At 34.3% G+C, this 13,841-nt stretch carries 4 protein-coding genes; all 4 read right to left on the minus strand.

The features are described 5' to 3' along the window. Positions 1 to 158: 158 nt before the first annotated feature. The 4 genes from J3U37_RS03150 to J3U37_RS03165 all read right to left on the minus strand — a co-directional run bounded on the left by J3U37_RS03150 (position 159) and on the right by J3U37_RS03165 (position 13,825). Positions 159 to 3,443 carry a DUF6138 family protein gene (locus J3U37_RS03150; RefSeq protein ID WP_267373331.1) on the minus strand — a complete coding sequence of 1,095 codons (3,285 nt, stop codon included), beginning with the start codon at positions 3,441 to 3,443 and terminating at the stop codon, positions 159 to 161. Between the two features lie 104 nt (positions 3,444 to 3,547). Further along, the gene (locus J3U37_RS03155) at positions 3,548 to 6,913 is read right to left on the minus strand and encodes a DUF6138 family protein (RefSeq protein WP_267373332.1); all 3,366 of its coding nucleotides are present in this window, start codon (positions 6,911 to 6,913) and stop codon (positions 3,548 to 3,550) included. Positions 6,914 to 7,018: 105 nt separating this feature from the next. Further along, positions 7,019 to 10,375 carry a DUF6138 family protein gene (locus J3U37_RS03160; RefSeq protein WP_267373333.1) on the minus strand — a complete coding sequence of 1,119 codons (3,357 nt, stop codon included), beginning with the start codon at positions 10,373 to 10,375 and terminating at the stop codon, positions 7,019 to 7,021. A gap of 105 nt (positions 10,376 to 10,480) precedes the next feature. Then, on the minus strand, positions 10,481 to 13,825 hold the full coding sequence (locus tag J3U37_RS03165) for a DUF6138 family protein (RefSeq protein WP_267373334.1): 3,345 nt from the start codon (positions 13,823 to 13,825) through the stop codon (positions 10,481 to 10,483). Between the last annotated feature and the right edge of the window lie 16 nt (positions 13,826 to 13,841).

Here is a 13,841-nt window from a genome sequence, read left to right on the forward strand (position 1 = left end):
TCACTAAGGTGCAATGCTAAAGGTTAACGTAAATCGCTATATTATAAATACTTTTTCATTGTGTTATGTTTTCCTAATACTTATTTTATTAATTATCTTTATCAAAATAAATCAAACTTATGCTTTGGGGCATAAGCCCCTTTTTATGATTTTATTTTTTATAATTCCGCTAACTTTTCCTGCCAATATTCTTGATATTGTGGCAGGCGTTTTTGTGCTGTTTGGTACACCTGTTTTAGTTCAGTAGTATCGAGTTTTCTTTGTAGTGTCTCCATGGCATAATCTTGTTTTTTCTGCATCATGTATGCCCTAAACAGTAGTGAGGCATCATAGACTTCACCCATATCCGGCGTAATTTTTTCAAGCTGTTTGATTGCCTGATAATTATCATCCTTATAAATCCCGGCACCTAAAGCCTCATCTAAATACATTATACCGGGCTTAGAGTAATCAATGTTTGGGCTTCCTTTAGGACTATCGAAGTAATAGTGTTGTTTTCGCAGTGCGAATAATTTTTCCGTATCGGGGGATTGTCTATTCATTGCAACAGCAATCTTAGCAAAATCCATTACACCATAAATTAGCTGAGCTTGGTTTTTACCATAAATTCCCATACCCACTTGATAGGGGGTGCCACTGAAATCAATCACGATTTTTTTTCCAAAGCAATACGCCTGTTCTGCACCCCAAATAATAGTAGAGTCGGGATTAATTTTATTCTGCACTTTATAAAATTGGATAATAGCGTCGAAAATGTAGGGATTCGTTATCGTTAATGGTGCAAAAATAATTGCTCTCCATGGGGAATCATAAGTTTGCAATTCACCAACATCAAACCCGCGTTTTTTAGCTTGTAATGGTGTAATGATACAAGTTGGATTTTCGATAAAATCTTGCTCATTTATAATTAACGGTTCGTAATCGCTTTTTGGTTTAGGTGAGATATTATAAATAATTGGCTGACCGCTAGCTTCTCCTTCCTCCTTAAGAGCGTCTAAAACTAAATTATGAATATCAGCATAAATTTCTTTTGCCAATGGATCAGTCGCATCACTAAACAACTCTTTTAGTTTTTTTAAGCTATATTTTTCGTTACCAAAAAGGCTCGAAGCGAGAGTAATAATTTTACGACTTTTATGAGGGATATCATCACTATTAAAATAATCAGTCAGCGCCGCAAGATTTTGCGGTATTTTATAAAATTGACTGGATAAATTAGGTTGTTCTTGATAGCTCAATTGCAATAATGCAATCGCAACCGCTGTTTCTGGAGTAATCCCCCAATGTCTTTGCAACATTTTGCCAAAATAACTTGCCAAAAATTCGTGTTCATCATCGGTCTCAAGTGCAAATTTTATTGCCATATCCATATGTTTCACATCCGTCATTGCCAAAGCAATGGCAGCGAATGTGCCTGCGACAGAATTATCTTCATCTTGGAGATCTAAACAATGGTGAAATTTCTCCATTGTTAATTCAACAAATTTTCGTATTTTATCATGTAAACTTTCGTACATGGCTGCTTTGCGGAAAAAAGCATGAGAGTCACTGGCTAATGCTGGGTATTCTTCAATAATATTGTTAAATGCACTGTAGAATTGAGGTTTTGCGACGAAATAAATTCTTAGCCAATAACCCTCAAATATTTTTGAATAGCCTTTTGCCATTAAGCTATTTAAATAATCAAGTGCCTCTGAATATGCTTGTTCACTTTCTGACTTAAAGCGTAAATAGATATTACCATCAGGCATGGCTCGAGCGATAATAGCATCCGTTTCACAAAAAATATCTTGTTCTATCAACGATTCATAATCATACATTATTTCAGATTGATTAGCATAATTATAATTATTATATCCATCGGTGATGAATTTTTTTTCCCATGCTCTTTTTTGATAAATTGCTGGAAGGTATCCTCGTTGAACCAGCTCATTAATTTCCATTATAGCATAATCATATCGATAATTTTCCCACAAATATTGAGCTGAAATGAGTTTGAGCTCGTTAGCAAAATCTGTTTGAGAGTATCCATAAGTCGGTATTAAAGACCACGTATGGTGTTCTATACCTTCATCGCCTGAATAAAGATATTTTTTTAATAACGCTAGAATCCTATCGGTAAAAGATTTTTGAATAAGGCAGGAAGTATCTAAATATTTTCTCAATAATATAGACAATAGCGTCACATCATACAGATCGGATTTTTCGAGTTGTTGAAGATATTCATCTATTTTTTCTAACTGCTCTTTGAGATAACTTTCGTTAATGCGTTTTTCAATTAATGGCTCTATTTCGCCTATAAATGTAATTTTAAAATAATTTGTCGCTAATCCATCAAAAAAGCCTTCATTAAGCATAGTTTCAAGTTTATGTTTAAGTATAGGGGTTAAATATTTTATAATTAACTTCGACTCATGATTTTGTGTATCACAGCTGAATTGAGCATAGCAAGTTGGATCGTTCTTATGAACTAAATTATAAATACCACTATCCCTGAAATTTTCTATTTTTATACCGAAACCATAGCTTTTTTTAGAAAGTCTATAAGGGGGGATATTACCTTTTCCTCCCGAGCGGATGCAATTCACTATTTCTTTCAAAAAGTGAATTATTTGAGCGGAAATATTTTCACATAATCCTTTAAAATACTCTTCAATCAACATATTTATCATGTTCAAATCGCTTGGATTATGAGAGAAAAGATATTTCAGAACTCCTTGCGCATTTTTTCCTTTTACCATAATATTTGCTTCTTTAAGTGGTAAAAGATAAGCTAATAGCTCTAAATGGATTGGGCAAACCCGCCAAATAGAATCAGAATCAGAAAATATCATTTCAAGAAATTCTTTAATTAAATTTTGAAATTCTTTTTCCGACGAACTTAACGCTTTAAGCCTGTCTAAAGTAGCAACGACTTCGAATTGATAACCAAAGCGATTACCTTCTTCTATATGTTTTTGTACTTTATTTTTTAGATTTTTAAATTCATTAATATTTCGATTATTAGTTGAATTAGACGTATTGCTAATGTTTGTTTTACGTAACTCTCCAAAATCAAATGGATTCGGTTCACCTTCATCAGCCCATTCATCGAGGTCAAACCATGGTTTTTCTTTACCGTCATCAATCACATCTTTGGGTGGTGTGGGTTTGGGGTGATATTTCGGTTTTGGGGCATCGGGCATTTTGATAATTTGACTTAATCGGGCAATCGCTGGCAATAGCGTTGCTGGTATGGTTTTTTCTTGATAGCCCTTTTTAATTTTTGATTTTATTATTTTTATTGCTTCTTTTTCTGCTTCCTCCTGCGAAGCAAAGGTCTTGGTATGCTTTTGTCCTTCGGTTCCAATTTCACCATAAAGCACTGTGTAAAGATTGTCTTTTTGATCGATATACCAAAATTTATTATTCACTTCATCAATGCATTCAAAATATTGATTCATTGTTTTATGTTTTCCTTATACTTATCTTTTTTATATTTATCAGAATAATTTGAATTTATCCTGTTTATTGGGGCTTAAGCCCCAATTAGTAAGCCTTTTATTAATTATAATTTGGCTAACTTTTCCTGCCAGTATTCTTGATATTGTGGCAGGCGTTTTTGTGCTGTTTGGTATACCTGTTTTAGTTCAGTAGTATCGATTCTTTGCAGTTTCTCCATGGCATAATCTAGTTTTTTCTGCTGTATATATGCCATAAACAATAGTGAGGTATCATACACTTCGCCCATATCCGGGGTGATTTTTTCAAGCTGTTTGATTGCCCGATAATTATCATCCTTATAAATCCCGGCGCTTAAAGCCTCATCCAAATACATTATACCGGGCTTAGAGTAATCAATGTTTGGGCTTCCTTTGGGACTGTCGAAGTAATAGTATTGTTTTCGCAGTGCGTATAATTTTTCTTTATCGGGCTCTTGTTTGTTCATTGCAACAGCAATCTTTGCAAAATCCATTACTCCATAAATTAGCTGAGCTTGGTTTTTACCATAAATTCCCATACCCACTTGATAAGGGGTGCCACTAAAATCAATCACGACCCTTTTACCAAAACAGTACGCTTGTTCAGTGCCCCAAATGATAACAGAGCGGACACCTATGTTATTTTGCACTTTATAAAATTGGATAATAGCGTCGAAAATGTAGGGATTGGTTATCGTTAATGGCGCAAAAATAATTGCTCTCCATGAGGAATCATACGTTACCAATTCACCAACATCAAACCCGCGTTTTTTAGCTTCCAATGGCGTAATGACACAAGGTGGATTTTCGATAAAATCTTGCTCATTAATGATTAGCGATTCGACATCGCTTTCTGGTTTAGGTGAGATGTTATAAATAATTGGTTGACCGCTAACTTCATCTTCATCCTCAAGAGCTTCTAAAACTAAATTATAAAAATCAGCATAAATCAATTTCTCTTGCGGATCAGTCGCATTATTAAATAATTTTTTTAACTTTTTAAGACTATCACTAGGTTTACCAAAAAGATATTTTACTAAATAAGTCAATTTACAATATGGATTTTTTGGCTCGTTCATACTGTAATAATCGGTCAAACTAGCTAAATTTTGCGGAATTTCATAAAATTGACTGGATAATTCAGACATATGTTGACCTTGAGTTAATTGCAATAGCGCAATCGCAACCGCTGTTTCGGGCGTAATACCCCAATATTTTTCAAGAACAATACCAAAATTACCTGCCAAATATTCATGGTCACCATCGATTTCAAGTGCAAATTTAATAGCCAAATCCATATGTTTCACATCCGTCATTGCCAGGGCAATAGCAGCAAATGCCCCGGCGACTGAACTATATTCATCTTGTAAATCAAAACTATAATCAAGTTCATACATAGTTAAGTCAACAAACTCTCGAATTTTATCATGTAAACTTTCGTACATCGCTGCTTTGCGGAAAAAAACATGTGAACAACAAGCTATCCCCATCCCTAGTTCATATTCTTCAAAGTGTACATATTTTTTAACGTATTTAGCGAATTCAGAATAGTATTCAGGTTTGGCAACAAAATAAATATGAAGCCAATGCCCCTCAAATATATTTGAATAACCTTTTGCCATTAAGTTATTTAAATAATCAAGTGCATCGGAATATGCCTGTTCACTTTCTTGTTTAAAGCGTAAGTAAATTTCACCACCCGTTGGCATGGCTCTGGCGATAATGGTTTCAGTTTCACAAAAAACATCAGTTTCAGTAAAAGTATCATAAAAACGTTCGGTTTCTGATTGATCGTCTGGATCGTCTTTTTTTTCTGGCTTGCTATCAGGCTTGTTATCAATAATGCCCAGTTTATCCCACGCTTGTTTTTGTAGAATTGCTGGTTCATATCCTTTATCAACTAAGCATTCAACACTGTTATAAGCATATCTATAATCAAAATTAGCCCATTCAAACTGTAAATCAACTAAATGCCATTTGTTATAATCAAAATCGTCGTATTTCCTTAACAGTGAACGTCCTTTCGATTCAGCCTCTTTCTCACCTGAATAAAGATATTTTTTTAGTAATGCTAAAATTCTATCGGTATCGTATTGCTCAATAACGCCATTAAGGGCAAAATATTCCTCAACCGTGTCAGTTAGCAAATCTGCATAATATTCATCTGATTGCTCGAGATATTTTAGGTCTCTTTCAAGCTCAAATATCTTTGTTTGTCGGTTGGTTTGTTCTAGTGGTATTTCAATAAGAATATTATTTTTTTTGAAAAGGGCAATTCTGAAATATTTATCAGTCATACCACCAAAAAAACCATCATCCAGCATTTTTTGAAGTTTTTCGGTAAGTAATGGAACAAAGTATTGATTATTTATCTCAACGCCATAACTAGTCCCATCATATTCTAGCTCATTTAGACTTTCTGAATAATAGCGTTTGGAATTTCGTTCATTGAATAAAGCATATATTTCCAGCGTTTTATAATCAAAGGTGATATTAAAGCCACAAACATTTTCAGGGAATTTGTTAGCTGGAGTATTTTTTTCATCTTCTGTTTGGGTAGTATCAAAAATACTCTGTAATGCGTTAACTATTTTATCCACCATTTGTATTGGATAATCGGTTAGATATTGTTCAGCCAGCTGATGGATTGATTCGGCATGAGTCTGATAACGGTCATAAATATATTTCATCACACCTTGCGCAAAGATTTCTTGGAAAAGAATTTCTGGATCTCTGATTCTCAAAAGATAAGGAATGCAATCAAAGTGAATAGGTGATATTTTCTTCATAAATTTTGAAAATATCATTTGAAGCATATCTTTGATGAAAATTTGAAATTCCTTATTGTTTGGACTTAACGCTTTTAATTGTTCGAATTTAGCTTGAATATCGAACTGCTCACCTTGCTTTATATATTTTCGTAACAAAACTTTTAAGTTATCAAATTCTTGTTCTTGTGGTGTTTTGGTGACTGTCTCTTTTTTTATCGGGGCATTACTTTGTTTTGGTGGTTGTTTAACTGGAGCAACTTTTTTAGGCGGAACTTTACGTAACTCATCAAAATCAAATGGGTTAGGTTTACCTTCATCTGCCCATTCATCAAGATCAAACCATGGTTTTTCTTTACCGTCATCAATCACATCTTTGGGTGGTGTGGGTTTTGGGTGATATTTCGGTTTTGGGGCGTCGGGCATTTTGATGATTGTTTTTTCGGTGCAGGTTGATTGTTCAAGCGTTGGTGGGATTGCTTTTTCCTCATATCCCTTTTTGATTTTCGATTTGATCAGTTTGTTGGCTTCTTTTTCCGCATCGGCAGGCGAAGAAAACGTTTTAACTTGTGTTTGTCCTTTTGTCCCTATCTTGCCGAATACTATGGTTAGTGATTCGTTTTGTTGGGTGATATACCAAAATTTGTTTGACTGTAGATCGCTATATTCTAGATACTTTTTCATTGTGTTATGTTTTCCTTATATTTATCTTATTTATTATATTTATCAGAATAAATTAAATTTATCCTATTGTTTTGGGGCATAAGCCCCTTTTTATGATTTTATTTTTTATAATTTTGCTAACTTTTCCTGCCAGTATTCTTGATATTGTGGCAGGCGTTTTTGTGCTGTTTGGTACACCTGTTTTAGTTCACTATTATCGAGTTTTTTGTGCAGTTTCCCCATGGCATAATCTAGTTTTTTCTGCATCATGTATGCCCTAAACAGTAGTGAGGCATCATACACTTCGCCCATATCCGGGGTGATTTTTTCAAGCTGCTTGATTGCCCGATAATTATCATCCTTATAAATCCCGGCGGCTAAAGCCCCATCCAAATGCATTATACCGGGCTTGGATTTATCAATGTTTGGGCTTCCTTTGGGACTGTCAAAGTAATAGTGTTGTTTTCGCAGTGCGAATAATTTTTCCGTATCGGGGGCTTGTCTATTCATTGCAACAGCAATCTTAGCAAAATCCATTACACCATAAATTAGCTGAGCTTGGTTTTTACCATAAATTCCCATACCCACTTGATAAGGGGTGCCACTAAAATCAATCACGACCCTTTTACCAAAACAGTACGCTTGTTCAGTGCCCCAAATGATAACAGAGCGGACACCTATGTTATTTTGCACTTTATGAAATTGGATAATAGCGTCGAAAATGTAGGGATTGGTTATCGTTAATGGCGCAAAAATTACTGCTCTCCATGGGGAATCATAAGTTTCCAATTCTCTAACATCAAACCCGCGCTTTTTAGCTTGCAATGGTGTAATGATACAAGGTGGATTTTCGATAAAATCTTGCTCATTAATAATTAACGGTTCGGAATCGCTTTCTGGTTTAGGTGGTGTAAATTCAATTTTATTACCCACCGCTTTATTTTTTTCATTCAATGCTTCCCAAACCAGATCATGGAAATCAGCATATATCAACTTTTCTTGCGGATCAGTCGCATTATTGAATAATTTTTTTAACTTTTTAAGACTATAACTAGGTTCACCAAAAAGATATTTTACTAAATCAGTCAATTTACAATATGGATTTTTTGGCTCATTACTTCTGTAATAATCCGTCAAACTAGCTAAATTTTGCGGAATTTTATAAAATTGACTGGATAATTCAGACATATGTTGACCTTGAGTTAATTGCAATAACGCAATCGCAACCGCAGTTTCGGGCGTAATACCCCAATATTTTTCAAGAACAATACCAAAATTACCTGCCAAATATTCATGGTCACCATCGGTTTCAAGTGCAAATTTAATAGCCAAATCCATATGTTTCACATCCGTCATTGCCAGGGCAATAGCAGCAAATGCCCCGGCGACTGAATTATATTCATCTTGTAAATCAAAACTATAATCAGATTCATACATGGTTAAGTCAACAAACTCTCGAATTTTATCATGTAAACTTTCGTACATGGCTGCTTTGCGGAAAAAGACATGTGAACAACAAGCTATTCCTCCTGCCCCTAGCTCTAATTCTTCAAAGTCTTCATATTCTTCAACGTATTTAGCGAATTCAGAATAGTATTCAGGCTTGGCAACAAAATAAATATGAAGCCAATGCCCCTCGAATATATTTGAATAACCTTTTGCCATTAGACCATTTAAATAATCAAGCGCATCCGAATATGCCTGTTCACTTTCTTGTTTAAAGCGTAAGTAAATTTTACCGTCCGTTGGCATGGCTCTGGCGATAATGGTGTCAGTTTCACAAAAAACATCAGTTTCAGTAAAAGTATCATAAAAACGTTCGGTTTCTGATTGATTGTTTGAATCGTCTTTTTTTCCTGGCTTGCTATCTCTAATGCCCAGCTTATCCCATGCTTGTTTTTGTAGAATTGCTGGTTCATATCCTTTATCAACTAAGCATTCAACACTGTTATAAACATATTTATAACTAAAATTTTCCCATTCAAACTGTAAATAAACTAACCACCATTTTCTAAAATCAACATGGGTGTGTTTCCATAACAGAGAACGCCCTTTCGATTCAGCCTCTTTTTTCCCCGAATAAAGATATTTTTTTAATAATGCTAAAATTCTATCGGTATCGTATTGCTCAATGATCCTATTATAAGCAAAATATTCTTCTACAGTGTCAGTTAGCAATTCTACATCATATTCATCTGATTGTTCGAGATATTTTAGGTCTCTTTCAAGCTCAAGTATCTTTGTTTGTCGGTAGGTTTGTTCTATTGGTGTTTCGATAAAAATATTGTCCTTATTGCAGAAAGCAATTCTAAAATAATGATCAGTAATACCTTCAAAAAAACCACTATCCAGCATTTTCTGGAGTTTTTCGGTAAGTAGTGGGGTAAAATATTGATTATTTATCTGATCATTATACTGAGGCTGATTATACTCAATATCACTAATAGCAAATGATTGATAACTTTTTGGATTCTCGCCTCGAATTAAAGCGAGTATTTTCAGATATCTTTCATCGAAGGTAATATAAAAACCATAAGTATGATTCGGTAATTTGAAAGCTGGAATATTATCTTCACCACCAGCTCGAATTGTGTCAACAATGTGTTGTAACGTGCTGGCTATTTTGTCTGCCATTTGTACTGGATAATCGTTAAGATATTCTTCAGCCAGGCGATGAATTGAATCGGGACGGGTTTGATAATTGTCATAAATATATTTTAATGCTCCTTGAGCATAAAATTCTTTCACTACAATATTGGGATCTTTGATTGTTAGAAGATAGGTTATACAATCAAAATGCATTGGGGATATTATGTTGATGAATTTTGAAAAAATAACTTCAAGAGTATCTTTAACTAACGTTTGAAATACCTTAGTACTTGGACTCAACACTTTTAATTGTTCAAACGTCGCTTCGATATCGAACTGCTCACCTTGCTTTATATATTTCCGTAATAAAACTTTTAAATTATCAAATTCTTGTTCTTGTGGTGTTTTGGTGACTGTCTCTTTTTTTATCGGGGCATTACTTTGTTTTGGTGGTTGTTTAACTGGAGCAACTTTTTTAGGCGGAACTTTACGTAACTCATCAAAATCAAATGGGTTAGGTTTACCTTCATCTGCCCATTCATCAAGATCAAACCATGGTTTTTCTTTACCGTCATCAATCACATCTTTGGGTGGTGTGGGTTTTGGGTGATATTTCGGTTTTGGGGCGTCGGGCATTTTGATGATTGTTTTTTCTGTGCAGGTTGATTGTTCAAGCGTTGGTGGGATTGCTTTTTCCTCATATCTCTTTTTGATTTTCGATTTGATCAGTTTGTTGGCTTCTTTTTCCGCATCGGCAGGCGAAGAAAACGTTTTAACTTGTGTTTGTCCTTTTGTCCCTATCTTGCCGAATACTATGGTTAGTGATTCGTTTTGTTGGGTGATATACCAAAATTTGTTTGACTGTAAATCGCTATATTCTAGATACTTTTTCATCGTTTTATGTTTTCCTTATATTTATCTTATTTATTATATTTATCAGAATAAATTAAATTTATCCTATTGTTTTGGGGCATAAGCCCCTTTTTATGATTTTATTTTTTATAATTTTGCTAACTTTTCCTGCCAGTATTCTTGATATTGTGGCAGGCGTTTTTGTGCTGTTTGGTATACCTTTTTTAGTTCAGTAGTATCGAGTTTTCTTTCCAGTCTCTCCAATGCATAATCTAGTTTTTTCTGCTGCATATATGCCATAAACAGCAGTGAGGCATCATAGACTTCGCCCATATCCGAGGTGATTTTTTCAAGCTGTTTGATTGCCCGATAATTATTATCATTAAAAATTCCGGCGACTAAAGCTTCATCCAAATACATTATACCGGGCTTGGATTTATCAATGTTTGGGCTTCCTTTGGGACTATCGAAGTAATAGTGTTGTTTTCTTAGTGCGTATAACTTCTCTTTATCGGGCGCTTGTTTGTTCATTGCAACAGCAATCTTGGCAAAATCCATTACACCATAAATTAGCTGAGCTTGGTTTTTACCATAAATTCCCATACCCACTTGATAGGGGGTGCCACTAAAATCAATCACGACCCTTTTACCAAAACAGTAAGCTTTTTCAGCGCCCCAAATGATAACAGAGCGGGCACCTATGTCATTTCGCACCTTATAATATTGGATAATAGCGTCGAAAATATAGGGATTAGTTATCGTTAATGGGGCAAAAATAACGGCTATCCATGAGGAATCACAAGTTTCCAATTCTCTAACATCAAACCCGCGTTTTTTAGCTTGCAATGGTGTAATAACACATGCTGGATTTTCAATAAAATCTTGGTCAACTATTGTTAACGGTTCAGATTCGCTTTCATATTTAGGTGGGAGATTATAGATAATTGGTTGACCACTACCTTCTCTTTCTTCCTCAAGAGCGTCTAAAACTAAATTATGAAAATCAGCATAAATCTCTTTTGCTAAAGGATCAGTAGCACGATTGAACAAATTTTTTAACTTCTTCAAGCTATATTTGCCATCTCCCCAAAGACATTCTACCAAGGTAATAATTTTGCGATTTTTAAAAGGGAAATCGCAGCTATTAAAATAATCAGCTAGCTCAGCAAGATTTTGCGGTATTTTATAAAATTGACTGGATAAATCAGGGGGATCTTGTTGACTTAACTGCAATAATGCAATCGCAACTGCTGTTTCAGGCGTAATACCCCAATATTTTTCAAGAACACCGCCAAAATAACTTGCAAAAAAATCGTGTTCATCGTCGGTCTCAAGCGCAAATTTAATTGCCATATCCATATGTTTCACATCCGTCATTGCCAAGGCAATAGCAGCAAATGTCCCAGCGACAGAATTATCTTCATCTTGGAGATCTAAACAACAATGAGATACCTCCATTGTTAATTCAATAAATTCTCGTATTTTATCATGTAAACTTTCGTACATCGCTGCTTTGCGGAAAAAGGCATGTGAATCACTGGCTAATGTTTCAAATTCTTCAATAATCTTGGCTAATTCAGGATAGTATTCTGGTTTAGCAATAAAATAAATCCTAAGCCAATACCCTTTAAATATTTTTGAATAACCTTTTTTCATTAAGCCATTTAAATAATCAAGTGCATCTGAATATGCCTGCTCGCTTTCTTGTTTAAAGCGTAAATAAATTTCACCGTCCGTTGGCATGGCTCTGGCGATAATAGTGTCAGTTTCACAAAATATATCATTTTCAGAAAAAGTATGATAAAAACGCTCCGTTTCTGATTGATTACTTAAATCGTCTTTTTTTTCTGGCTTGCAATCATTAATGAGCTGCTGTTCCCACGCTTGTTTTTGAATAATTGCTGGCTCATATCCTTTATCAACTAAGTCTTTAATATAGATATCAGCATATTTAAATTCAAAATTTGCCCATTCAAACTGTAAATCAACTAAACGCCATTTGTTATAATCAAAATCTTCGTATTTCCTTAACAGAGAACGTCCTTTCGATTCAGCCTCTTTTTCACCCGAATAAAGATATTTTTTTAGTAACACTAAAATTCTATCGGTATCATGTGTTCTTACAATACCATCAAAAGCAAAATATTTATCAACAGTATTAGTTAACAAATCTGCATCATATTCATCTGATTGCTCCAGATATTTTAGGTCTCTTTCAAGCTCATATAACCTTGTTTGTCGATAGTTTGGTTCAAGTGGTGTTTCAATAATAATATTGTTTATTTGACAAACTACAATGTTAAAATAATTATCAGTAATACCATCAAAAAAACCATCGTTTAGCATTTTTTGGAGTTTTTCGGCAAGTAGTGGAAAAAAATATTGATTATTTATTTGATCACAATAACTTTCCGGATCATATTCAAGCTCATTTATATTTTCTGAATAATATGTTTTTTGATTGCATTTATATGTTAAAGAATTTATTTCTAGAAATTTATCCATTCCCCGATTTTTATAATCAAAAGTAATATAAAAACCATTAATTTGATTCGGTAATTTGTAAGCTGGGATATTATCTTCGCCACCTGCTCGGATAGTATTCACAATGCATTGTAATGCGTTAACTATTTTATTTACCATTTGTACCGAATAATCGGTAAGATATTGTTCCGCCAGACTATGGATTGATTCAGAGCGAGTCTTGTAGTGGCTATAAATATATTTCATTACTCCTTCGGCAAAGAGCCCGCTGAAAGTAATTTTTGGATCTTTGATTCTCAAGAAATACGTAATGCAATCAAAGTGAATAGGCGAAATATTCTTGATAAATTTTGAAAAAATGAGCAGAAGCATCTCTTTAATAAAAATTTGAAATTCATTATTGCTTGGGCTTAATGCTTTTAATTGTTCAAACGTCGCTTCGATATCAAACTGCTCACCTTGCTTTATATAACCTCGTAACAATAATTTTAAATTATCAAATTTTTGTTCTTGTGGTGTTTTGATGGCTGTCTCTTTTTTAATCGAGGCATTAATTTCTTTTGGTTGTGGCTGAATAGGAGTAACTTTTTCAGACGACATCTTACGTAACTCTTCAAAACCAAATGGATTAGATCGACCTCCATATGACAATCCTTGAAGATTAAACCACGGTTTTTCTTTACCATCATCAATCACATCTTTGGGAGGAATCGGTTTTGGGTGATATTTCGGTTTTGGGGCATCAGGCATTTTGATGATTGTTTTTTCTGTGCTGGTTGATTGTTCAAGCGTTGGTGGGATTGCTTTTTCCTCATAGCCCTTTTTGATTTTCGATTTGATCAGTTTGTTGGCTTCTTTTTCCGCATCGGCAGGCGAAGAAAACGTTTTAACTTGTGTTTGTCCTTTTGTCCCTACCTTACCAAATACGATTGTTAGCGATTCGGCTTGTTGGGTGATATACCAAAATTTGTTTGACTGTAGATCGCTATATTCTAAATACTTTTTCATTGTGTTATGTTTTCCT

Origin of the sequence: Gilliamella sp. B3172, from assembly GCF_026536465.1 — a bacterium.
In the GTDB taxonomy this organism is placed as follows: domain Bacteria; phylum Pseudomonadota; class Gammaproteobacteria; order Enterobacterales; family Orbaceae; genus Gilliamella.

What these genes read in the sequence shown, in the direction of transcription:
- J3U37_RS03150 (WP_267373331.1), bottom strand. Translation starts at nt 3,443, where the DNA reads ATGAATCAATATTTTGAATGCATTGATGAAGTGAATAATAAATTTTGG.
- J3U37_RS03155 (WP_267373332.1), bottom strand. Translation starts at nt 6,913, where the DNA reads ATGAAAAAGTATCTAGAATATAGCGATCTACAGTCAAACAAATTTTGG.
- J3U37_RS03160 (WP_267373333.1), bottom strand. Translation starts at nt 10,375, where the DNA reads ATGAAAAAGTATCTAGAATATAGCGATTTACAGTCAAACAAATTTTGG.
- J3U37_RS03165 (WP_267373334.1), bottom strand. Translation starts at nt 13,825, where the DNA reads ATGAAAAAGTATTTAGAATATAGCGATCTACAGTCAAACAAATTTTGG.